16 protein-coding genes and 1 tRNA gene are annotated in these 22,641 nt (G+C 64.4%); 8 read left to right on the top strand and 9 right to left on the bottom strand.

Annotation, left to right across the window (positions count from 1 at the left end):
• Positions 1-43: 43 nt before the first annotated feature.
• A complete protein-coding gene (gene alaS / locus LDN95_RS05605) occupies positions 44-2,689 on the top strand; it encodes an alanine--tRNA ligase (protein WP_226016667.1) in 2,646 nt (881 codons plus the stop codon).
• A 116-nt stretch (positions 2,690-2,805) separates the two neighbouring features.
• The gene (locus LDN95_RS05610) at positions 2,806-4,857 is read left to right on the top strand and encodes a S9 family peptidase (RefSeq protein WP_226016668.1); all 2,052 of its coding nucleotides are present in this window, start codon (positions 2,806-2,808) and stop codon (positions 4,855-4,857) included.
• A 16-nt stretch (positions 4,858-4,873) separates the two neighbouring features.
• Here LDN95_RS05610 and LDN95_RS05615 read toward each other — a convergent pair whose 3' ends face one another.
• The 3 genes from LDN95_RS05615 to LDN95_RS05625 form a co-directional block, all read right to left on the bottom strand.
• Positions 4,874-6,658, bottom strand: a complete 1,785-nt coding sequence (locus tag LDN95_RS05615; protein WP_226016669.1) for a cation:proton antiporter — start codon at positions 6,656-6,658, stop codon at positions 4,874-4,876.
• A gap of 80 nt (positions 6,659-6,738) precedes the next feature.
• Positions 6,739-8,253 carry a DUF1963 domain-containing protein gene (locus LDN95_RS05620; protein ID WP_226016915.1) on the bottom strand — a complete coding sequence of 505 codons (1,515 nt, stop codon included), beginning with the start codon at positions 8,251-8,253 and terminating at the stop codon, positions 6,739-6,741.
• Positions 8,254-8,424: 171 nt separating this feature from the next.
• Positions 8,425-9,648, bottom strand: a complete 1,224-nt coding sequence (locus tag LDN95_RS05625) for an NADP-dependent isocitrate dehydrogenase (protein WP_226016670.1) — start codon at positions 9,646-9,648, stop codon at positions 8,425-8,427.
• A gap of 178 nt (positions 9,649-9,826) precedes the next feature.
• On the opposite strand from LDN95_RS05625, the gene LDN95_RS05630 reads away from it, so the two are divergent.
• Positions 9,827-10,594 carry a crotonase/enoyl-CoA hydratase family protein gene (locus LDN95_RS05630; protein WP_226016671.1) on the top strand — a complete coding sequence of 256 codons (768 nt, stop codon included), beginning with the start codon at positions 9,827-9,829 and terminating at the stop codon, positions 10,592-10,594.
• Positions 10,595-10,800: 206 nt separating this feature from the next.
• Positions 10,801-12,291 (top strand): methyl-accepting chemotaxis protein, encoded by a 1,491-nt coding sequence (locus tag LDN95_RS05635; protein ID WP_226016672.1) that lies wholly within the window; start codon positions 10,801-10,803, stop codon positions 12,289-12,291.
• 70 nt (positions 12,292-12,361) lie between these two features.
• Here the strand turns inward: LDN95_RS05635 and LDN95_RS05640 are convergent.
• Positions 12,362-12,436, bottom strand: a tRNA-Val gene (locus LDN95_RS05640).
• 123 nt (positions 12,437-12,559) lie between these two features.
• Positions 12,560-12,949: a cell cycle two-component system response regulator CpdR gene (gene cpdR / locus LDN95_RS05645; protein WP_226016916.1), complete on the bottom strand. Its 390-nt coding sequence runs from the start codon at positions 12,947-12,949 to the stop codon at positions 12,560-12,562.
• Positions 12,950-13,130: 181 nt separating this feature from the next.
• Here cpdR and LDN95_RS05650 point away from each other — a divergent pair, with 181 nt between their 5' ends.
• Positions 13,131-14,189, top strand: a complete 1,059-nt coding sequence (locus LDN95_RS05650) for an N-formylglutamate amidohydrolase (protein ID WP_226016673.1) — start codon at positions 13,131-13,133, stop codon at positions 14,187-14,189.
• 374 nt (positions 14,190-14,563) lie between these two features.
• Here the strand turns inward: LDN95_RS05650 and LDN95_RS05655 are convergent, their stop codons facing one another.
• Positions 14,564-15,346: a SapC family protein gene (locus LDN95_RS05655; RefSeq protein ID WP_226016674.1), complete on the bottom strand. Its 783-nt coding sequence runs from the start codon at positions 15,344-15,346 to the stop codon at positions 14,564-14,566.
• A gap of 206 nt (positions 15,347-15,552) precedes the next feature.
• On the bottom strand, positions 15,553-17,010 hold the full coding sequence (locus tag LDN95_RS05660) for an FAD-binding oxidoreductase (RefSeq protein ID WP_226016675.1): 1,458 nt from the start codon (positions 17,008-17,010) through the stop codon (positions 15,553-15,555).
• A gap of 226 nt (positions 17,011-17,236) precedes the next feature.
• On the opposite strand from LDN95_RS05660, the gene LDN95_RS05665 reads away from it, so the two are divergent.
• The 3 genes from LDN95_RS05665 (at position 17,237) to LDN95_RS05675 (ending at position 19,972) form a co-directional block, all read left to right on the top strand.
• Positions 17,237-17,797 (top strand): hypothetical protein, encoded by a 561-nt coding sequence (locus LDN95_RS05665; protein ID WP_226016676.1) that lies wholly within the window; start codon positions 17,237-17,239, stop codon positions 17,795-17,797.
• 159 nt (positions 17,798-17,956) lie between these two features.
• Complete coding sequence (locus tag LDN95_RS05670) at positions 17,957-19,504, top strand: DEAD/DEAH box helicase (protein ID WP_226016677.1); 1,548 nt, start codon at positions 17,957-17,959, stop codon at positions 19,502-19,504.
• A 288-nt stretch (positions 19,505-19,792) separates the two neighbouring features.
• Positions 19,793-19,972, top strand: a complete 180-nt coding sequence (locus tag LDN95_RS05675) for a Flp family type IVb pilin (RefSeq protein WP_226016678.1) — start codon at positions 19,793-19,795, stop codon at positions 19,970-19,972.
• 15 nt (positions 19,973-19,987) lie between these two features.
• On the opposite strand, the gene LDN95_RS05680 is transcribed toward LDN95_RS05675, so the two are convergent.
• Together LDN95_RS05680 and LDN95_RS05685 are read right to left on the bottom strand one after the other, a co-directional pair.
• Positions 19,988-22,312: an ATP-dependent helicase gene (locus LDN95_RS05680; protein ID WP_370631656.1), complete on the bottom strand. Its 2,325-nt coding sequence runs from the start codon at positions 22,310-22,312 to the stop codon at positions 19,988-19,990.
• Positions 22,313-22,349: 37 nt separating this feature from the next.
• On the bottom strand, positions 22,350-22,616 hold the full coding sequence (locus LDN95_RS05685; RefSeq protein ID WP_226016680.1) for a hypothetical protein: 267 nt from the start codon (positions 22,614-22,616) through the stop codon (positions 22,350-22,352).
• Between the last annotated feature and the right edge of the window lie 25 nt (positions 22,617-22,641).

Here is a 22,641-nt window from a genome sequence, read left to right on the forward strand (position 1 = left end):
AACGTGCTTGTTCGGCGCCAATCGGTCGCCTAATCGGCTTGGCATGACTTCGACGAACGAAATCCGCCGCTCCTTCCTCGACTTCTTTGGCTCGCGTGAGCACGAGATCGTGCCCTCTGCGCCCTTGGTGCCGTACAACGATCCCACGTTGATGTTTACCAACGCCGGGATGGTGCCGTTCAAGAACGTGTTCACCGGGCTGGAAACACGGCCCTACCGCCGTGCCACGTCATCGCAGAAGTGCGTGCGCGCCGGCGGCAAACACAACGATCTGGACAATGTCGGCTACACCGCGCGGCACCACACGTTCTTTGAAATGCTGGGCAATTTCTCGTTCGGCGACTATTTCAAAGAACAGGCGATCCTCAATGCCTGGACCCTGCTGACCAAAGTATGGGGCTTGCCCGAGGAAAAGCTGCTCGTCACGGTGTATCACACCGACGATGAAGCGTTCGCGCTGTGGCAGAAGATCGCCGGGCTTCCCGAGAGCAAGATCATCCGCATTCCCACCAAGGACAACTTCTGGGCGATGGGTGACGATGGCCCATGCGGTCCGTGCTCGGAAATCTTCTTTGACCATGGCGACCACATCTGGGGCGGCCCACCGGGGTCGGCGGACGAGGATGGCGACCGGTTCATCGAGATCTGGAATCTGGTGTTCATGCAGTTCGAGCAGACGGCGGGCGAGATCACCGGCAACCTGCCGCGCCCCAGCATCGACACCGGCATGGGGTTGGAGCGTATCGCCGCGGTCATGCAGGGCGAGCACGACAACTATGACACCGACACCTTCCGCGCGCTGATCGCCGCCAGCGAGAGCCTGACGGGCGTGAAGGCGCAGGGCGAACAGCGCGCCAGCCATCGCGTGATTGCCGACCATCTGCGCTCGTCGAGCTTCCTGCTTGCCGATGGCGTATTGCCCAGCAACGAGGGGCGCGGTTATGTGCTGCGCCGGATCATGCGCCGGGCGATGCGCCATGCCCACTTGCTGGGGGCGAAGGATCCGCTGATGCACCGTCTGGTCGGCGGGTTGGTCACCGAAATGGGGCAGGCCTTCCCCGAACTCGGCCGCGCGCAACCGCTGATCGAGGAAACGCTGCTGCGCGAGGAAGTGCAGTTCCGCCGCACGCTGGCCAATGGCCTGCGCCTGCTCGACGAGGCCACCGGCACGCTGGGCGAGGGCGACAAGCTGCCCGGCGCAACCGCGTTCCGGCTCTATGACACGTTCGGCTTCCCCTACGACCTGACCGAGGACGCCTTGCGCGCGCGCGGGATCAGCGTCGATCGCGATGGCTTCGACAGCGCGATGGCGCAGCAGAAGGCGGCGGCGCGCGCGGCGTGGAAGGGTTCGGGGCAGGCTGCCGACAGCGAAGTATGGTTCGACATTGCCGAACGCCACGGCGCGACCGAGTTCACCGGTTATACCGCCACGGTCGGCGAAGGCGTGGTCGTGGCGCTGGTCCGCGACGGCAAGGAAGTCGATGCGGCAAGCGCCGGCGACAGCGTTACCGTGCTGACCAACCAGACGCCGTTCTATGGCGAATCGGGCGGGCAAACCGGCGACACCGGCACGATCACCGGTGCCGATGGATTGGTGCTGACGGTCAGCGACACGGCCAAGCCGCTCGGTCGGCTGCATGCCCATTCTGCCACGGTCGAGGCCGGGACGATCCGCGTCGGCGATGCGGTGGTATTGACGGTTGATGTGGCGCGGCGTGACGCCACCCGCGCCAACCACTCGGCCACGCACTTGCTGCATGCGGCGCTGCGCAACCGTTTGGGCGCGCATGTGACGCAGAAAGGCTCGCTGGTCGCGCCCGACCGGCTGCGCTTCGACTATTCGCACCCGACCGCACTCAGCGCCGAGGACATCGCGGTGATCGAGGCCGAGGTCAACGCCGAGATTCGCGCGAACGAAGCGGTGACGACCCGGCTGATGACGCCCGACGATGCGATCGAGGCCGGGGCCATGGCGCTGTTCGGCGAGAAGTACGGCGACGAAGTGCGCGTGCTGACGATGGGCCGCGTCACCGACAAGCCCTATTCGCTGGAGCTGTGCGGCGGCACCCACGTGCACGCGCTGGGTGACATCGGCGTGTTCCGCATCATCGGCGAAAGCGCGGTCAGTTCGGGCGTTCGCCGGATCGAAGCGGTCACCGGCGAAGGCGCGCGGCAGTGGCTGGTCGGCCGCGAGGAAGCGCTCAAGGCAACCGCCAGCCTGCTGCGCACCACGCCTGACGACGTGGAAGCGCGCGTGGCGGCGCTGCTCGACGAGCGGCGCAAGCTGGAGCGCGAACTGGCCGAGGCGCGCAAGGCGCTGGCGCTGGGCGGCGGCGGGGCCAAGGCCGAAACCGCCGACGAGGACATCGGCGGGGTCAAGTTCGCGGGGCAAGTGCTCGAAGGGCTCGATCCCAAGGATTTGCGCGGACTGCTCGATCAGGCCAAGCAGCGTCTGGGCTCGGGTGTGGCGGTGATCGTTGCGGTCAACGAGGGTAAGGCGAGCATCGCGGCGGCGGTGACCGAGGACTTGCTCGGGCGCATCAGCGCGGTCGATCTGGTGCGTGCTGGCGTTGCCGCGCTTGGCGGCAAGGGCGGCGGCGGACGGCCCGACATGGCGCAGGGCGGCGGCCCTGATGGCGACAAGGCGGGCGAGGCGCTGGCCGCAGTGCGCGCGGTGCTGGCCGGATAACAGTCCTGAGAGGGTCGGTGCCGCACGATCGGGCACAACCCTTTTTCAGCAATGCGCTTGCCGCTGGGCCGGTTCGCCCGGTACGCCTGCGCCCGCAACATCGGGTGGAGGATTCTATGCAGGGGCAATCAGGCCGGACGCGATCGACCGTAACGGCGATGCGGGTCGGGGCCATGCTGGCAACGCTGGCGGCGGGCACAGCATTGCAGGCGCAACCGGCGCCCGCGCCGCATCCGCTGACGATCGACGACATCATGGCGCTCAAGACCGTCGGCGGGCTGACCTGCTCGCCCGATGGCAAGCAGGCGGCTTATCTGGTCGGCACGGTCGATGCCAAGGCCGACAAGCGGCATCAGGCGCTGTGGCTCGCCGATCTTGCGGGCGATGCCCCGCGCGTGCTGGTCGATAACCCCGACGGGGTGGCCGATGCCCAGTTCACGCCGGATGGCAAGGCGATCTCGTTCGTGGCCAAGCGGGGCAAGGACGAACACGCGCAGATCTGGGTGCTCGACCGGCGCGGCGGCGAGGCGCAGAAGCTGACCGACGTCAAGGGTGAAATCCTTGGCTACAAGTGGTCGCCCGATGCCCGGAGGCTGCTGCTCACCCTGTCCGACGCCAAGCCCGAAGGCCCCAAGGACGATCCCGAACGGCCCCGGCCGTTGGTGATCGACGGCACGCAGATCAAGGAGGATCGGCAGGGCTTCGTCACCGCCGAGGACCACGGGCATCTTTATGTGTTCGACGTGGCAACCAAAGCGCTGACCCAGATCACGCCGAGCGGTATTGCCGACGAGACTGCGGCGGAATGGTCGCCCGATGGCAAGACCATCGCCTATCTGGCCGACCATCGGCTCGACCCGGCGGCGCCCGCAACCGACTGGCTGACGCTGGTTGCGCCCGAGGCCAAGGCCACCCCGCGGGTCGTCGCCAAGCTTGCCTATGCCTTTGGCCAGAAGCTGATCTGGTCGGCCGATGGCACCAGGATCGCGCACCTTTATGGCGATGTGGTCAAGGTCAATGAATATACCCAGCCGCATCTGGCACAGACGGTGCTGGCAACCGGCGTGACGACGCCAGTGGCCGGGGCCTTGCCGTATTCGGTCGCGTTCCCGGTTTCGTTGGGGGCAGGCAAAGTCGGGCTGGTCGCCGCCGACGACCGGCACGAGGTGCCGTTGGTGGCGGACCTTGCCAGCGGTGCGGTGCAGCGGCTGGGCGATGGCAGCCTTGCCGTTGCGGACCAGTGCGACGCCCCCGATGCCAAGGCGCCGCGCGCAGTGATCGCCAGCGGCGATGGCAAGCCTAGCGAGGTCTATGCGCTTGAGGGCAACCGGTTTCGCGTGTTGACCAGCCACAACCGCGAGGTGGCCGCGCGCGTCGCGTGGGCGCCCGTGGAGGACTTTGCGGTCAAGGCCATCGACGGCAGCGAGGCACATGGCCTGCTGGTTCGTCCGCTCGGAGCGAAGCCCGGCACCCGCTATCCCGCCGTGATGTGGATCCATGGCGGGCCGACTGCGCAAGATGCGCACGAACTGGAAGCGATCAGCGACAACATGTTCCGCCAGTTGCTCGCCGCCAACGGCTATGCCGCGCTGGCGCTGAATTACCGGGGCAGTTCGGGCCGGGGTGACGACTATGCCCGCACGATCGCCGCCGACTGGGGCAACAAGGAGGTCAAGGATCTGCACGCGGCCTATGACTGGGCGGTGGCGCAAGGCTTTGCCGATCCGGCGCGGTTGGGCTCGGGCGGATGGAGCTATGGCGGCATCCTCACCGACTTCCTGATCGTGCGCGACAATCGGGTGAAGGCGGCGATCAGCGGCGCGGGCGAGGGCAACATCTTCGCGCTGTTCGGGGTGGACCAATACATCAAGCAGTATTCGCAGGAAATCGGCACGCCTTGGGGTGCGTTCGACCGCTATGTGCAAATGTCCGAACCGCTGCTGCACGCCGACCGGATCAAGACGCCGACGCTGTTTCTGGGCGGCACGGCAGACGACAACGTGCCGTTGATCGGTGGCCAGCAACTTTATCAGGCGCTGAAGTTGACGGGTGTTCCGACGCGGCTGGTGGCCTATCCCGAAGAGTTCCACGGCATCCGCCGCCCCAGCTTCCAGCGCGACCGCTATGAGCGGGTGCTCGACTGGTATGGCCGCTACCTGAAGCCGTGACTGGATCTCGCGCGGCCTAAACCTCGCGTGGACGAAGGCGGCGGGTCTTGAGCCGGGGCGGGCTGTCCAGCTCGCCCTCGGCCATGATCTGGCGGCGCAGTTCGTCGCGCTTTTCGTGGATCGAGGCGATCACCGGGCCCATCGCCGTGCCAAGGTCGACCAGCACCGCTTCGGACAGTTGCAACGAGCTTTCCAGCGTTTCGGGCACGGCATGGCTAGCCCCCGCGCGGTACAACTCGGCAGCATGGCTGGCATCGCGCGCGCGGGCGATCATCAGCAGATCGGGCAGGGCTGCGCGCAACCGTTTGACGATGCGCACCGCCAGCACCGGCTCGTCCATCGTCAGCACCAGCGCGCGGGTGTTGGTCAGGTCCAACCGGTCGAGCGTTGCGGGGCTGTCGATATTGCCGAACAGTACCGGCAGGCCCTCAGCCCGTGCGGCGCGGACGATCGCGGGGTCGCTGTCGATGGCGCGGAACGACAGTCCATGCACCTTGAGCATGTCACCGATCAGGCGCCCTACGCGCCCGAAGCCCAGAATCACCACGTCGGTGTGGGCGATGGGTGCAGGGGGCTCTGCGGCTGCCCCGCTGCGGGCTTCGGACCGCTCGACCCGGCGGCCCGACAATTCGCCGAGTTTGGCCAGCAGTGGCGTGATGGTCAGGCCGATGGCGGTGACGATCTGCCAGAACTGTGCGGTGTCGGCGGCGATCAGCCGGGCTTGCGTGGCTGCGGTCAGGACGATCAGCGTCGTTTCAGAGGGGCTGGCCATCAGGATGCCGGTCTGCAACGCGGTGGCACGGTCCTTGCCGACAATGCGCAAGGCAATCGCGGTGACCACCGTCTTGATCAGCACCACCCCCGCCACGGCCAGCGCCAGTTGCCAGCCTTGTGCCCACACTTGCCGCAAGTCGATGCCCATGCCCACCGTGATCAGGAACACCCCGAGCGCGAGGCCCTTGAACGGTTTGGTGATCGCTTCGACCTCGCCGTGATAGGCGGTTTCGGCAATCAGCAGTCCGGCCAGCAGCGCGCCCATGATCGGCGACAGGCCAACCGCTCCGGTCGCCAGCGACGACACGATCACCACCAGCAGGCTGGCGGCAAGGAACAGTTCGGGGCTTTTCGTCCCCGCCGCCTGGGCAAACAGGCGCGGCAGCAGCAACTTGCCCGCGATCAGCAGGACGGCAACGACCAGCGCGCCTTGCCACAGAGTCGTGACGATGTCGGGCGCATCGACCGATCCTGCGGGCGCCAGCGCGCCCAGCAGGAAGATGATCGGAACCAGCGCGATATCCTCGAACAGCAGCATCGCCAGCGCACCGCGCCCGACCGCGCCTTGGGTGCCCGAGATCGGCAGTACCAGCGCGGTCGATGACAGCGCCAGCGCCAGCCCCAGCCCGAGGCCGCCAACCGTGCTTTCACCCGACGTGCGCAAGGCGATGGCCAGCAGCCCTGCCGATACCAGCAGTTCCATCGGGCCAAGACCAAACACCAGACGCCGCATCGCCCACAACCGCCCGAACGACAGTTCCAGCCCGATCTCGAACAGCAGCAGCACGATGCCGAATTCGGCAAAGGGTTCGATCGCGTGCGGATCGGTGATCGTGATATGGTAGAGCCATGGATGCTGCGGCACCATCGCGCCCAGGCCATAGGGGCCGACCGCCAGTCCCACCAGAATGAAACCGATGATCGGCGTTATCCGCACCCGCGCGAAGGCGGGGATGACGATTCCCGCCGCACCCAGAATTACCAGCGCGTCGCTGAGCGCGGTCGAAGGAACGATTGATCCAGACATTATCGCAGCTTAGGCGAGGGATCGCGCATCCGCCAGCCGCAATGGGCTGGTTTGGTAGCATGCGGGGCCGGGGCCGGGCCTCAGCCCTCGTCGTGGGGGCGCCAGGGGTCGAGACAGGTCATCACGGCACGCTCGAACCGGCGCGCGGCAAGATCGGTCGGACTGATCCAGAACTGCACGATGCGCCCGTCGAAATGATGGCCCAGTGCCCGATTGCCGACAAGTTCGATCAGCAACAGATGGCTTTGCGCCAGCGGCGGCGCCTCGCCTGCGATACCGCTGGGGGCGGAAAGCATGCGGTCGGGCCGGTCGGCGATGATCCGGCCATCGGCGCACGTGGCCAGAGCGTGTCGCGCGGCGATGCGGGCAAGGATGGGGCTGGGCACGTCGGCTGCGCTGCCCGGAAAGGCGTGCAGTCCCGTCTCGATCGCCGCTTCGAACGCGCGCGGACCGACCAGTCGCGCCAGTTCGTCCTGTTCCGCGAACCATTGGTTGAACACGGCGCGCACCCCGCTGTCGAGTGGATCGAACGCGGCATTGCGCGCGGCATGGTCGTGCCATTCGATCGCCTCGTCGCGAGTCCGTGCGATCGCGAGCAGCCGCTCGCTTTCAGACAGACCCGGCCATAACGAGGGTGAGGGGATGCGCGCGGCGCGGTCGGCTTCCTGCACCAGTTGCGCGGTCACGATCTGCACCGACAGCCAGTCACGCGGGAAACCGCTCCACGGGGGCTGCAGGGCGGGAAAGTCCCGCGCGCTGATCGGATCGAACGGCACCGGCTGGCCTTGTGCTGCCAGCAGCGCGGGCCCAACCGCATCCGTTTCGGGCCATATCGGAACAGTCTGGGCAGGATCGGTCGCGGGCAAGTCAATCACGATCGGGCGAAACCGCCAGCATGGCAACACTGGGGTTCCCGTGGCGCCGGGCAAGACCCATGGCCAAGCGGTTGCGGCAGCCGCGCCAAAAGCGGGGGCCAGGTCGGGCGGCAGCGCGACATCGCCCGCACCCGCGCCGACTTCTCCAGTATGCCAGATGACGGCAAAATCGCCTTGCAGGCCGTCGGTCAGGTCGACGAACAGCCACAGCAAACCGTGATCGGGCAACAGTTCGAGCCGTCCGGCAGGAGCCACCTCTGCCAGATCGATCTGGGCGAGAAAGTGCAGCGGCCGCCCGTGCGTATGGCCGCGCGGCCAGACAAAACCAGCCGAAGCCGACGGAAGGCCGCCGAACCAGCCAAGACCCTGTGGTTGCGGCGATGCGCTGGTGGGGTCGGTCGGAAAGTCCTGACGGAACACGATCGCCTGACCGGCGGCCCGTTTCAGCACGGGGGAGATGGTTGGTTGGAGCGCCATTTCGGGCGCCGCGTCCGCCCCTTCGACTGCCGGCACGAGGTTTCGGATCGAGCGTCTGCGACCTGCCGATGGAGCGGGTGCTTCCGCAACCGAGGGCGACGCATCGCCCTGTATCGCTTTGGCTTTGCGGGCAATCGGGCGAGACTTGGGCGTGCCTCGGCTGCGCTCGCGGCTGGATTGCACCAGCAGGACAAGCAACCCGATCAGCCCAATCAGGCTTGCCGAGAAGATTGCCACCAGCATCACCACGCCCGTTATTCTCCCTGCTGCCTGTTGCCCGCAGTCTTTGAACCGGAAAAGGTTGTAACGGCCTTAACCAGATTGCCCAAACCGGACAAGCCGGACTGTTTTCAATACAAAAAGGCCCCGGACTCTGCCGGGGCCTTTGCAGTCAAGTGGCTGAAACGCAGAGGGTCACCCCCAGGTCGTCATCGCCGTTTCAAGATTCTGGACGATCGCCTCGAAGAACTTCTCGGTGGTCATCCACGGCTGGTTGGGGCCGATCAGGATTGCCAGATCCTTGGTCATCGCGCCGCTTTCGACGGTTTCGATGCAGACCCGCTCCAGCGTTTCGGCAAACTTCACCACATCGGGCGTGTCGTCGAACTTGCCGCGATAGATCAGGCCGCGCGTCCACGCGAAGATCGACGCGATCGGGTTGGTCGAAGTCTGCTTGCCCTGCTGGTGCTGGCGATAGTGGCGCGTGACGGTGCCGTGCGCCGCTTCTGCTTCCACGGTCTTGCCATCGGGCGTCATCAGCACCGAAGTCATCAGGCCGAGCGAGCCGAACCCTTGCGCAACAGTGTCGGACTGCACGTCGCCGTCGTAGTTCTTGCAGGCCCACACGAACTTGCCCGACCACTTGAGCGCCGAGGCGACCATGTCGTCGATCAGGCGGTGTTCGTAGACGATGCCTGCCGCCGCGAACTTTTCCTTGAAGCCTTCGGTGTCGAACACTTCCTGGAACAGATCCTTGAATCGGCCGTCATAGGCCTTGAGGATCGTGTTCTTGGTCGACAGATACACCGGCCAGCCAAGGTTCAGGCCATAGTTGAACGAGGCGCGGGCGAAATCGCGGATCGAATCGTCGAGGTTGTACATCGCCATCGCAACGCCACCCGACGGGTAGTTGAACACCTCGCGGTCGATCACTTCGCCGTTGTCGCCTTCCCAGATCAGGCGCAGCTTGCCCGGACCCGGAACGACGAAATCGGTGGCGCGGTACTGGTCGCCGAACGCATGGCGGCCGACCACGATGGGATCGGTCCAGCCCGGAACCAGGCGGGGCACGTTCTGGATCACGATCGGTTCCCGGAACACCACGCCGCCCAGAATGTTGCGGATCGTGCCGTTGGGCGACTTCCACATCTGCTTGAGGCCGAATTCCTCCACGCGCGCTTCATCGGGGGTGATCGTGGCGCACTTCACGCCCACGCCATATTCCTTGATCGCGTTGGCCGAGTCGATGGTGATCTGGTCGTTGGTCTCGTCGCGCTTCTCGACCGACAGATCGTAGTACTTCAGATCGATGTCGAGATAGGGGAGGATCAGCCGCTCGCGGATCCATTGCCAGATGATCCGGGTCATTTCATCGCCGTCAAGTTCGACGACCGGGTTCTTCACCTTGATCTTCGCCATGTTCGTCCTGTCCGCGTCCTGGGGGAGGTTTTGCGGTTCCCTTAGCAGGTGGGCAGCAACGTGCAAGGTGGGGGGCAAAAAGGCGCATCCGAACCTCAGGGGACTGGACAGCGCCGCTGTTGCGCGCCAAACCGCTTAATCGAACGATTAATCGTCACCAGATCGTGGAGGATGTCTCATGAGCGAAGCAGCCGAAGTTCTCACCGAAGTGGACGGCAACGTCCTGATCGTCACCATCAACCGGCCCGATGCCAAGAACGCGATGAACAAGGCTGCGGCCGAGGGCATTTCTGCGGCAATGGACCGGCTTGACGCCGATCCCGACTTGCGTGCGGCGATCCTCACCGGCGCAGGAGGCACGTTCTGTTCGGGCATGGACCTCAAGGGCTTTCTGCGCGGCGAGTCGCCCAGCATTCCCGGGCGCGGCTTTGGCGGTTTGTCGCAATGGACGCCCAAAAAGCCGGTGATCGCGGCCGTTGACGGCTACGCGCTGGCAGGGGGCATGGAGCTGGCCCTTTCGTGCGACCTGATCGTGGCCAGCGCCTCTTCCAGATTCGGCATCCCCGAAGCCAAGCGCGGTCTTGCCGCCGCTGCCGGGGGCCTGATCAAGCTGCCGCGCCAGATCCCGCCGCGCATCGCCATGGAACTGGCGCTTACCGGTGACTTCATCACCGCGCAGCGCGCCTATGAGCTGGGCTTCATCAACCAGATCGTCGACGGACCTTCGCTCGATGCGGCCAAAGTGCTGGCTGCACGAGTCGCCGAAAACGGCCCGCTCGCGCTTATCGCCAGCAAGGCGATCGTTCGCGATTCGCACGAATGGACCGAGGCAGAGATGTGGGACAAGCAGCAGGCCTACATCACGCCGGTGTTCACCTCGTCGGATGCGCGCGAAGGCGCCGCAGCCTTCGCCGAAAAGCGCAAGCCCAACTGGCAGGGCAAGTGAGCGCCAGCGCATGACATGATCGGACCGGCGCATGGCGGCAGGATTCCTGCTGCCATGCGCCGGTTGCAGTCGTGGGGCTGACCGGGCGGCCAACACCTGACGCCAGCAAGACACTGCGGCTGTTACGGAGGGTTGAGCTGCGACCAAATTAACCGTGTTGCACAAGGATAGGTGCCTGAAATTCCTTTGGGACCGGGTACCGACGCATGACAGTTGAAGGCGCCACAAGCACGGACAGCGGCTCGTTTGTTACACTTGATGCGGGCAACCTTGCCGCATTTCCGGCGATCAAGGCCATTGTCGCCCGGCACGCTCAGCCGGCGCTCGACCGGCTCTATGCTCGTATCTCTACCGATGCCACCACAGCCAGACTGCTACCCACTGCAGAACAACGCGATCGGGCGGCCAATGCCCAGTTGCAGCACTGGAACAAACTTTTTTCGACTGCCTTCGATACCGCGGCGATCGCCCGCGCCGAACGGGTCGGTCAGGTTCATGCCGACATCGGGCTGACGCCGAATTATTATGTCGGCAGCTATGCGCTGGTGCTTGAAACGCTGATCGAGCGGGCAATGAAATCGCACCCGATGGGGCGGTTGTTGGGACGCTCGCTGCGCCGGGCGCTGGCGTCGCTGGTCAAGACCGCTCTGCTCGACATGGAAGCCGCGCTTGGTGCCTATTTCAAGGCGGAGGAACGGGGCCGCAAGGACGTCATCGACCGCCTCGGCACCGCGCTCAAGGCCATGGCGGTCGGTGATTTGCGCGCGGAACTTTCCGGTATGCCGTCAGCCTACAACCGCATCGCCAGCGATTTTCACGACATGCGCCGCGAGATGAGCCAGATGATCGTGGCGATGACCGAAGCTGCGGACAACATCAACGTGGGCGCACGCGAGATCAGCGATGCCGCCGACGATCAGGCCCACCGCACCGAGCGGCAGGCGGCCGCTCTGGCTCGTGCATCCGAAGCCATGCGCCAGATCGCAAAAGGGGTCGAGACGACGGCAGAAAGCGCCCGCGACGTCAATGCAACGGTCGCGGAAGTCGACGAAAGCGCGCGGGCCAGCGGCGAGATCGTTCAGGACGCCATTGCCGCCATGGACAAGATCAAGATGTCCTCCGAAGAAATCGCCAAGATCATCGAGGTCATCGAAGGCATCGCGTTTCAGACCAATCTGCTGGCGCTTAACGCCGGGGTCGAAGCGGCGCGGGCGGGCGAGGCGGGCAAAGGCTTTGCCGTGGTGGCCAGCGAAGTGCGGGCGCTCGCCCACCGCACGACCGAATCAGCCAAATCGATCAAGAATCTGATCGGCAAATCGGGTCAGGACGTGGACGAGGGGGTCGATCTGGTCGGTCGCACCGGCACCGCGCTGGAAACGATCATCGAACGGGTGCGCGCCGCTACCGAGCAGACCAGCGAGATCGCCAGTTACGCTGAGCAGCAGACCGACAGACTGCGCGCGATCAGCACCGAAATCCACGAAATGGACACCAATACCCAGCAGAATGCCGCGATGGCCGAGCAGACCAACGCGGCCGCGCACGGGCTTTCGGAGCAAGCCGGGCGGCTGGCCACGCTCGTCGCCCGCTTCAAGCTTGAACACCGCCACACATTGCGCAAGTCCGGCGAAGTGTGGACCCCGGCACAACGCGCCGCGGCTGCAGCCAAGGGACACGTCGCGTCGAAAGCTGCCTGAGTTCGTCGGATCAGACCTCAGTCAGACACGAAAAAGCCGCCCAACTCACTGAGAGGGCGGCCTTTTTCGATGGTGGGCGTAGCAAGGATTGAACTTGCGACCCCTACGATGTCAACATAGTGCTCTACCACTGAGCTATACGCCCGCACCATCGTGTCCGCAGCCTCTCGGCCGTGGGAGCAGCCCTTTAACCGGGGTCTGCCCGGACTGCAAGAGGGCATTTAACATCAATTGAGGCGGCCTCGCGGGCCGGTTCTGGCAGGAACGGTCAGTGGATCGGCTGGCTGTTTCCGGCCAACGGATGATCGGCGAACACGCGTTCGACCTCGAGCACCAGATCGCGCAGATGGAAAGGCTTGGACAGGACACGGGCCTGCGGAGCTTCGCGGTTGGCCTTGAGCGTGACTGCGGCAAAACCGGTGATGAACATGACCTTGGTCGCCGGGCTGATCTCGCCACAGCGCTGGGCCAGTTCGATTCCATCCATCTCTGGCATGACAATGTCGGACAGCAGCAGATCGAAATGTTCGCGCTCAAGCAGCGGCACCGCTTCGGTTCCGCGATCGACCGCGACCACTTCATATCCGGCGTTTTCCAGCGCGCGGGCCAGATAGGTGCGCATGGCTTCTTCGTCTTCGGCCAGCAGGATGCGGATCATCGTCACTTTCGCTTCATCCAGAGTTGAGCATCGGGCATCGGCAAGGCGGCGCAAACGGCCAGGCCGACATCGCCTCTCGTCATTGTCGTACTCGCTTTACACCCCAATCGGTTAAGAATCTGCGGCCTGATCGGTAGCGCGTCTCTTTGACACGATCGCAAAAGGATTGCAGCGTCATTGCATGGACAAGGCGGACTCAGGCTTGCCCGATTCGGCATGCGATTCGGCGAACGCGGCACTTGCCGATTCGCACGGCGTGCATTCCGCAATGCCGCAGTCCCATCCCGCCGATCCGCCATGGTCGGCAGGCGGGGTCATCCCGGGACTGACAGGCGTTCCGGCGTTTTCGTACAGTCTGCCCGATCCCTCGCCGATCCCCGTGGTGATCGCCGTCCCGCATGCAGGGCGCGCCTATTCGGCGCAAGTGCTCGGCGCAATGCGGCACCCGCAGATCGCGGCGCCCCGGCTTGAGGACCGCCTGATCGATCTGATCGGGCTCGAAGTGGCGCGGGCGACCGGCGCCGGCATCCTGATTGCCCATGCGCCGCGAGCAATGATCGACCTCAATCGCGGGCCCGACGACATCGACTGGGACATGATCGTGGGTGGTCGGGCGGATGGTCATCAAAGCTTTCCCGCAGCGAAGACGGCGGCGCCCAGCGCCATCCACCGCGCCCGCAGTGGTTTGGGACTGGTCCCACGCCGTCTGCCCGCGCTGGGCGACGTATGGCGCTCCCGGCTAGAGCCCGACGAATTGGCAGCGCGCATCAACAATGTGCACGTTCCCTATCATGAAGCTTTGGGCACCATGCTTGAAGCGGTCTGCGCGCGGTGGGGAGCGGTGTTGCTCATCGATCTGCATTCGATGCCTCCGCTGGCCAGCGCTGGGCCGGGCGATGTGCCGCCGCGCCTTGTGGTGGGCGACCGCTTTGGCGCAGCGTGCGACGGGACCATCGTCAGCGCCATGTTCGCGGCCCTTACGGAGAGTCGCTGGCCGGTGGCGCATAACCGGCCTTATGCGGGGGGCTATGTGCTTGAGCGCCACGCCCGACGCCATCGCGGGGTCCACGGCCTGCAACTGGAAATCGACCGGCAAGCCTATCTCGACGGGCGGCTGGCAGAGCCGGGGCCGGGCTATGCCGGCGTGGTTGATATGCTGGCCGGGCTGGTGCGGCGTATTGCCGTGACCGTCGCCGAATGCGGGCGTGGCAGGCAACATTGGCGCGCTGCCGCCGAATAGCGGGTCGCACCGCCAGCCAAGCCGCCCGACATTGCATGGCCCTTGGTTTCGCAAGACAAACCAGACGGGCATCACAAGAAAAAACCACCTGGAGACACGCTCCAGGTGGCCAAGGTTCAGGGAGGAGGTGCACAAAGTGCACCGGTCACGTCGGGCCATGAGGGGAGCACCGCCGTGACATCTTTACAATAGGCAAAGACAAATCGTCATGCAAGTCAAATTGCGTGAATAGGGTAAAACCTAGTGTTCATCGCGTAGTCAGACTCATGAAGATTCAACGAATTGCGGCGCCGTTCCGGGTTACCGGAAGGCGCCGCTTCGGTGTTTTTGACGACCGCGCCCGACATTCCGTCTGGCGCAATCGTGGGGTCAGGTCAGCCGAGGCCGGGCAGATCGGGCAGGGCCGGCGCAGGCGCGGTGCCCTGTTCGGCCTGACGCTGGAAGATCGCGCTCATCAGTTCGAGCGAGAACACATGCGCATAGAGCAGCGGCAACAGGCCACTTTGCGCCCAGGCGCGCAATTGGTCGCCGCGCAGCTCGCGCAGCTTCTGCTGGTCGACCATCTGGAAGCCGCGATAGACGAACGGCTGGCCGCCCGTGTTCGGCTGGATCGAGACTTCGCCTTCCATCAGCAGCTTGTGCTTGCTGATTTCCTCGACGAAAGCCTGCGTACGCTGGCCAGCCTGTTCGAACTGTTCGCAGAACGACAGTGCGGCCTTGGTCGCTTCGGAGGGTTGATCGCCGTCGAACAGCGGCTCGCCATCTTCGAACGGACCGATCAGGCCGGCAGTCGGATCGAAGCACAGCGACAATTCTTCGCTATCGGGCTGCAGCTTGGCGAGCATGAACGGATAACGGCGGGCATAAGCCGGCAGGTAGACGTTGGGCTCGACGTTGCCGTCGGCATCGACGAACGTGTTGACGCCCTCGTTCAGGCCCAGCAGCGCCAGCGGAACGGGGTTGTCGCCGCTCGAAAAGATGATCGGGAAGTGGCGGGCGGCCTGGGGGAATTCCTCGACCGTCAGCGGTACGGCGTGTTGGCCGACCAGCCACTTGGCCTGATTCGCACCGCGCGCGCGCCAGGTGGCGTGGTCACGCAGGTTGACCGGTACCAGGTCATTGTAAAGCAGGGGCAGGTTGGCAGGCGCGCTGGCCATGGAATTACACTCCGTCAAGCATGGCACCGGAGCTTTGACCAGCCCCCGGTGGATGCGGTCGTTTAGGGGAGGGGGCCGGGCCGCGCAAGGCCACCTGCAACATCACTGTCATACAAACGCGCGGTTTTGGGCGCTTTATGGCAAGTTCGCGGAACGATTGTGTCGCCCCGCAGCAGGTGGGCGGCAGCTTGGTCAAAGTGGCGGGGTCAGATCAGTTTGCCGGGGTTGAGCAGTCCTTGCGGATCAAGCGCGTTCTTGACCGCGCGCAGCAGGGCCAGTGCCACCGGATCGCCGAGCCGCGCCAGTTCATCCCGCTTGAGTTGGCCGATGCCATGTTCGGCGCTGATCGACCCGCCCCATTGTGTGACAAGATCATGCACCATCCGGCTGATCGCCTTGCCATCACCTGCCTGCCAGCTTGCCGCGTCCACGCCCGCAGGCGCGAGCACGTGGTAATGGATGTTGCCGTCGCCCAGATGACCGAAGCCGACCGCCTTCGTCCCCGGCCATGCGGCCTCGATCTCGGGTGCAGTCTGTTCGACAAAATCGGGCATCAAAGCCACCGGCACGCTGATGTCGTGCTGCACGGCTGGGCCGATAGCCCGTTCTGCCGGGGCGATGTTTTCGCGCAAGGCCCAGAATGCTTCGGCCTGCGCCTCGCTGCTGGCGATCGTGGCATCGGCGATCAAACCTTGCTCCAGTGCCCCCACGAGGACACGCTCGGCCAGTTCGGGCAGGCGATCGGCAGCATCGGCATCGGCGACCAGTTCGATCAGGGCATGCCACGCATGGTCGCCCCCGATCGGGCGGCGCGCTCCGGGGAGATAGTCGAGCACGGCTTCGAGCGAATGGCGGGGTAGCACCTCAAAGCCTTCCAGCGCCTGCCCGGCAAGCGCTTCGGCATGGAGCAGCAGCCCCCTTGCTTGCGGCAGCGAATCGAGCCCTGCCCACAACACGGCGCGCGCCGCGACGGCAGGCTCCAGTTTGAGCGCGGCGGCGGTGACGATGCCCAGCGTGCCTTCCGACCCGATCAGCAACTGCTTGAGGTCAAAGCCGCGATTGTCCTTCTTCAACGGAACCAACTGGTTGAGCACGGAACCGTCGGGCAGCACTGCCTCGACCCCCAGCGTGAGCGCACGCATCGAGCCGTGCCGCAGCACTTGGGTGCCCCCGGCATTGGTCGAGATCAGTCCGCCGACCGTAGCCGAACCCTTGCCACCAAGCGACAGCGGGAAGCGCAGGTTCTCGCGCTCGGCTGCCTCATGCAGCACCTGCAACACGACACCTGCCTCGCACGTCACGGTTCTGGCCGATCTGTCCAATGCGCGAATCGCGTTCATCCGGCGCAGCGACAGCACGATCGCGGTACCGCTGTTATCAGGAGTGGCACCACCCGACATGCCGCTGTTGCCACCTTGCGGTACGATCGGCACCCCGTGCGCCGCGCAAAGGCGGACGATTGCGGCAACTTCGTCCGTGCTGGCGGGCGAAGCCAGGCCAAGCGTCCGTCCGGTGAACCGTCCGCGCCAATCGGTCAGCCATGGCGCGATCTGGTCTGCGTCGGTCGTAAAGCCGCGCTGGCCAAGCAAAGCGAGCGCAGCGACGATGAAATGGCCGAGGCGATCGTCGGGCAAGTCCGACTGCAGGGACGGGCTGGAGGTCATGTTGGCGGGCTAAGCCCGCGCGGGCGGGTCGGCAATGGATTTTTGCCGCGCCCCTGCGTGCCTCAATGGCCTCGTTGCAAATGGCATTGCTTTGGGCAACGCCCTGTCGCATCGATGATGCAGGTTAAGCGGGTGTTCAACCGCGCCAGCTATCGAGAGTGTGTCCACGGTCAAGACGCATCAGAATGGCCCTGGGATTTGAGGGACTGCAAGCGCAACCGCGACGATGATGATGTCTGGCTTCCTGTTAGCGGTATCGGCGCTGTTGCTGCCTCGGACGCCGCCTGTCACGGACAGGGCGCGGTCAGGCTGGAGCACGTCCGGGCCAGCGCTGATCCGGGCTGAAGACACGTCGGTCGACCAAGCACCCGGCGACAACGGGATGGGTACGCTCTCTGCTCTGATCGATGACATACGCTGGGAGCAGGTGCGGATCGAACAACGGCTCATCATTCGAATCGCGCCCGGCGGCCCCCGGCCAGACCCGTTCCGCGACATCGGTCCGCCTGCTGTCGTGCGACTGCGCGAGAAAAAGTCCGCAAAATGCCTGTCGGTGTCCGGCATCTTCGGCTCAAGGCCGGTTTCGGATTCACGGCTGGTACTGTTCATGCGCGACCGGCGGCTGATGGGCGCCGATCTTGATCGCATGTGCAATGCACGCGATTTCTATTCCGGGTTCTATGTCGAATCGGCCAGCGATGGGCAGTTGTGTGCCAAGCGCGACACGATCCACTCGCGCGCCGGAACAACCTGCACCATTGCGCGTTTGCACGAATTGGAACCATGACGGAGCAACCGGCGGTGCGTCGGCACCGGCATTTCTTGACTTTACCGCGCTGATCGGCAAAGCGCGCAACCATTGGTAACGATGCGCCGGATTGCGCAGTCCGGCGTCGTCGTCGGTCTGTTACTGCCGTTCCCTTTTTACTCCGGAAACCTGCTCCGCATGAAATTTGCCGACCTCGGCCTGTCCGAAGAATTGCTGAAGTCGGTGATCGATGCCGGCTATGATGAGCCGACGCCGATTCAGGCGCAGTGCATCCCTTCCGTGCTGATGATGCGCGACATCATCGGCATTGCCCAGACCGGCACCGGCAAGACCGCCGGGTTCGTATTGCCGATGATCGACATCCTTGCGCATGGCCGTCGTCGTGCGCTGATGCCCCGCTCGCTCATCCTTGAACCGACGCGTGAGCTTGCCGCGCAGGTCGCCGAAAACTTTGAAAAGTACGGCAAGAACCACGATCTCAAAATGGCGCTGCTGATCGGCGGCGTACAGATGGGCGATCAGGTCAAGGCACTGCAGGACGGGGTCGACGTGCTGATCGCCACGCCGGGCCGCCTCATGGACTTGTTCGAACGCGGCAAGATCCTCTTGACCGGTTGCGATCTGCTGGTGATCGATGAAGCCGACCGCATGCTCGACATGGGGTTCATTCCCGATATCGAGACCATCTGTTCGAAGCTTCCGGCTACCCGTCAGACGCTGCTGTTTTCGGCCACGATGCCGCCGCCGATCAAGAAACTGGCCGACAAGTTCCTGTCGAACCCCAAGTCGATCGAAGTGGCGCGCCCGGCGTCCAACAACACCAGCATCGTCCAGCACAAGGTCAAGGTTGCCAGCCGCGCCAAGCGCGAAGTGCTGCGCCATTTGCTGCGGACCGACAACGTGACCACGGCGATCATCTTCGCCAACCGCAAGACGACCGTGCGCGAGCTGGCCAAGAGCCTGCAGAGCCACGGCTTTTCGGCTGGTGAAATTCACGGGGACATGGACCAGTCGGCGCGCAACGCCGAACTGCAGAAGTTCAAGGACGGCGCGATCGACATCCTGTGCGCGTCCGACGTCGCCGCGCGCGGACTCGACGTGAAGGGCGTAAGCCACGTCTTCAACTTCGACACGCCCTGGCATCCCGATGACTATGTCCATCGCATCGGCCGTACCGGTCGCGGTGGCGCCACCGGCCGCGCTTTCACGCTGGTTGCGCCCGAGGATGCCGAGGCGATCGACAATGTCGAAAAGCTGACCGGGTTCAAGATCCCGGAAATGGTCGTCAACCTCGGTGGCTCTGCGGTGCCCGAACCGGCACGCGGCGATCAGGCTGAGGAGCGGAGCGCGGGTGGACGCAGGGCGCGTACCGAGCGACCCGGTCGTTCAGACCGTCCTGCCCGTGGCGAACGTCCTGCTGCTGCCGAGCAGTCCGAGCGGCCGGCCCGGGGCGAACGCCGTCCGCGGACGAGCAGGACTGAGCGCGACGCAGAGCCTGTCGCGGTGGCAGCACCAGCAGCGCCAGCGCCAGCGCCTGTCAAGCGGCCTGAACCGTCCCCTGCAACCCGTGCCGAAGCAACCCCGCCCAAGGCACCGGCTCGGCGCGCCGAAGCCGCCAAGGAAGGCAGCAATGCGCCACAGCGGATTCCGGCGCAGCCTTCACCGGTTGCCTCCGATTGGAACGGCCCAGTGCCCGGTTTCCTGCACGTTTCGGCGTTGAACTGAGTTCTGGGAACTGAACTCGGGGCACTGAATTCTGCGAACTGGTTTCAGTGCACTGTCTCCTTATACCAAGCGCTTGAATGCACGGCTGTTTCATCCTGCATTAACCAGTGCGCGTAACGAGAACGTGCTGGTGCCAACGGGACGGGTCGTTTGAATTAAACGATTTTTTCTCGAAGCCTGATCGGGTCCGGTAAGATTCACCGGGCATTCGTTAACGTTTTCTTCGGAATTGTAGCCCAATCGTTAATCAATCCCGCGATTCATGCGGGGCTGACGAGGGTTGGTTTCATGGCTTTCCTGCGCCGACTGTTCATCAACGAACGGGCTGCGACCGCGATCGAATACAGCCTGCTTACCTCGCTGATTGCGGTTTCGGCGGTCACGGCGATGGCGGGACTTGGCGATTCGCTGTCCGTGTCGCTGAATATCCTGTCGAACAAGGCGGAGGCTGCAAAGACCGCGCGCTGATCGAAGCCGAGCAGCTTACGCGGCAGGTTTGACGAAGCTGTCGATCACGCGCTTACGCCCTGCCGTCTCGAAATCGATTTCCAGCTTGTTGCCTTCCTGGGCGGCAACGGTCCCATAACCAAACTTGTCGTGGAAAACGCGCGTGCCGATGTGAACGTCGGTACGCGGTTTGCTGGCAAAACTGGCGGCGCTGCGCGATGGCTCGGCAATTCTGCGCGGCACCGGATTGAAATCCTGTGTTGCGGCTGCGCGTTGCCAGCCTGGACCGCGCGATGCCGCCTTGCCGGGCTGGTTGCGCACCACATCGGCAAACGGATCGGCATGTTCAGACCACTGTGCGCGCCACAGCGAAGCACCGCCCGACAGGGTGGTTTCCTCTTCGATATGCTCGGCGGGCAGTTCGCCGATGAACCGGCTGGGGATCGAACTGGTCCACTGGCCATAGATGCGGCGATTGGCGGCATGGATGATCGTGCAGCGCCGTCTTGCGCGGGTGATCGCCACGTATGCCAGCCTGCGTTCTTCTTCCAGACTGGCGAGGCCCCCTTCATCAAGCGAGCGCTGCGAGGGGAAAACCCCTTCTTCCCAGCCGGGCAGGAACACCTGATCGAATTCAAGGCCCTTGGCGCCGTGCATGGTCATGATCGTGACCTTTTCGGTGTCGGCCGCGTTCTCGTTGTCCATCACCAGACTGACATGCTCGAGGAAGTCGCCGAGCGTCTCGTACTCCTCCATCGCCCGCGCCAATTCGGTGAGGTTTTCCAGCCGCCCGCTCGCCTCTGTGCTCTTTTCAGCCTGAAGCGCTGCGGTGTAGCCGCTTTCCTCAAGCATGGTGCGCACCAGTTCCGCCGGGGTCAGCGTGGCGACGTTGTCGCGCCAACGCGCAAAGTCGCGGATCAGCGCAATCAACGTGTTGCGCGCGCGGGCGGGCAGTTCGTCGGTGTCGCAAATGTCGAGCGCGGCGCGCAGCAATGGCACCGACTGCGCCCGGGCAAAGCGGTGCAGCTTTTCCAGCGTCTTGTCGCCAAGCCCCCGCTTGGGGGTATTGTAGATTCGCTCGAACGCCAGATCGTCGGACGGGGACGAGATCAGCCGCAAGTAGGCGAGCGCATCGCGGATTTCAGCGCGCTCGTAGAAGCGAAAGCCGCCGACGATCCGGTAGCCGAGCCCGATCTGGATGAAGCGATCCTCGAACTCACGCGTCTGGAACTGGGCGCGCACCAGAATGGCCACGCGATCCAGTGGCAGGCCCTCGCGTTCGAGCCGCTCGATGTCCTCGCCCACCCGGCGCGCTTCTTCGGGTCCGTCCCACACGCCGATCACGCGGACTTTGTCGCCGCCGTCCCGTTCGGTCCACAGCGTCTTGCCCAATCGTTCCGAGTTCTCGGCAATGAGGCCCGATGCGGCACCCAGAATGTGCGGGGTGGAGCGATAGTTCTGTTCGAGCCGGATCACCTTGGCGCCGGGAAAATCCTTTTCAAACCGCAGGATGTTGGCGACTTCGGCGCCGCGCCATGAATAGATCGACTGGTCGTCGTCACCCACCACGCAGATGTTCTTGCGGGTCTGTGCGATCAGCCGCAGCCACAGATACTGCACCGCGTTGGTGTCCTGATATTCGTCTACCATCACGTACTTGAAGCGCTGCTGGTAGCTTTCGAGCACATCGCGCTCACGCCGGAAAATGTTGAGCATGTGCAACAGGAGATCGCCGAAATCGCAGGCGTTGAGCGCGCGCAGCCGATCCTGATACAGCGTATAGAAACGCTGCCCCTTGCCGTTGGCCCAGGCCTCGTTTTCCAGCGCATCAAGGTCGGCGGGGTTGTAGCCGCGGTTCTTCCATCGGTCGATCAGTCCGGCCAACTGGCGCGCCGGCCAGCGCTTGTCGTCGATGCCCTCGGCCTGAATCAACTGCTTGAGCAGGCGCAACTGATCGTCGGTGTCGATGATCGTGAAGTTGCTTTGCAGCCCGACCAGTTCGGCATGACGACGCAGCATTCGCGCGGCGATGGCGTGAAACGTGCCCAGCCATGGCATCCCTTCGACCGCCGGGCCGATCAGCGCGCCAACGCGTTCGCGCATCTCGCGCGCGGCCCTGTTCGTGAACGTCACGCACAGGATCTCGCTAGGCCAGGCCTTGCGTTCGCGCAGCAGATTGGCGAGGCGCGCGGTCAGGGCGGCAGTCTTGCCGGTGCCGGCGCCGGCCAGCATGAGCACGGGCCCTTCGCTGGTCAGCACGGCTTCGCGCTGCGGCGGATTGAGGCCATCGAGCCAGGCGTTGTCGGCGGCGGCGGAGTCGGGATGCGCAGGAACGGTCACGCCGGAACGATTAGGGAACATGATCGCGCAGAGCAAGGGGGGGCCGCGCTAGGCGGTTCTATTTGTCGTAATATTCCTGTTCGTAGTCATCGTGGTCGTGGTACGATTCGTGGTTGGCGCGCTCGTTGTGCTCTTTCAATTCATCCTCACGGATTCTGCGAGCCACGCGTTTGGCCGTGTCGGAATTGGCCACGCTATCGATAACCATCACCGTGCCGGTGCCAAGCATCGCGCACGAGGCAACGCTCAACAGCCAGATGAACAAAATACCCGCAAAAATGTACTTGATGAATTGCATTGCTGCAGCCCCCGCTGATGCATCCATTTTGGCGGTATGAGGTTGTGGTTTC

The sequence above is a fragment of the Novosphingobium sp. FKTRR1 genome (assembly GCF_020404405.1).
Lineage (GTDB): Bacteria > Pseudomonadota > Alphaproteobacteria > Sphingomonadales > Sphingomonadaceae > Novosphingobium.

Bases quoted from the DNA above. Each gene is read 5' to 3' on its own strand.
- alaS (WP_226016667.1), top strand. From the start codon at position 44: ATGACTTCGACGAACGAAATCCGCCGCTCCTTCCTCGACTTCTTTGGC.
- LDN95_RS05610 (WP_226016668.1), top strand. From the start codon at position 2,806: ATGCAGGGGCAATCAGGCCGGACGCGATCGACCGTAACGGCGATGCGG.
- LDN95_RS05615 (WP_226016669.1), bottom strand. From the start codon at position 6,658: ATGTCTGGATCAATCGTTCCTTCGACCGCGCTCAGCGACGCGCTGGTA.
- LDN95_RS05620 (WP_226016915.1), bottom strand. From the start codon at position 8,253: ATGCTGGTGGCAATCTTCTCGGCAAGCCTGATTGGGCTGATCGGGTTG.
- LDN95_RS05625 (WP_226016670.1), bottom strand. From the start codon at position 9,648: ATGGCGAAGATCAAGGTGAAGAACCCGGTCGTCGAACTTGACGGCGAT.
- LDN95_RS05630 (WP_226016671.1), top strand. From the start codon at position 9,827: ATGAGCGAAGCAGCCGAAGTTCTCACCGAAGTGGACGGCAACGTCCTG.
- LDN95_RS05635 (WP_226016672.1), top strand. From the start codon at position 10,801: ATGACAGTTGAAGGCGCCACAAGCACGGACAGCGGCTCGTTTGTTACA.
- cpdR (WP_226016916.1), bottom strand. From the start codon at position 12,949: ATGATCCGCATCCTGCTGGCCGAAGACGAAGAAGCCATGCGCACCTAT.
- LDN95_RS05650 (WP_226016673.1), top strand. From the start codon at position 13,131: ATGGACAAGGCGGACTCAGGCTTGCCCGATTCGGCATGCGATTCGGCG.
- LDN95_RS05655 (WP_226016674.1), bottom strand. From the start codon at position 15,346: ATGGCCAGCGCGCCTGCCAACCTGCCCCTGCTTTACAATGACCTGGTA.
- LDN95_RS05660 (WP_226016675.1), bottom strand. From the start codon at position 17,010: ATGACCTCCAGCCCGTCCCTGCAGTCGGACTTGCCCGACGATCGCCTC.
- LDN95_RS05665 (WP_226016676.1), top strand. From the start codon at position 17,237: ATGATGATGTCTGGCTTCCTGTTAGCGGTATCGGCGCTGTTGCTGCCT.
- LDN95_RS05670 (WP_226016677.1), top strand. From the start codon at position 17,957: ATGAAATTTGCCGACCTCGGCCTGTCCGAAGAATTGCTGAAGTCGGTG.
- LDN95_RS05675 (WP_226016678.1), top strand. From the start codon at position 19,793: ATGGCTTTCCTGCGCCGACTGTTCATCAACGAACGGGCTGCGACCGCG.
- LDN95_RS05680 (WP_370631656.1), bottom strand. From the start codon at position 22,312: ATGTTCCCTAATCGTTCCGGCGTGACCGTTCCTGCGCATCCCGACTCC.
- LDN95_RS05685 (WP_226016680.1), bottom strand. From the start codon at position 22,616: ATGGATGCATCAGCGGGGGCTGCAGCAATGCAATTCATCAAGTACATT.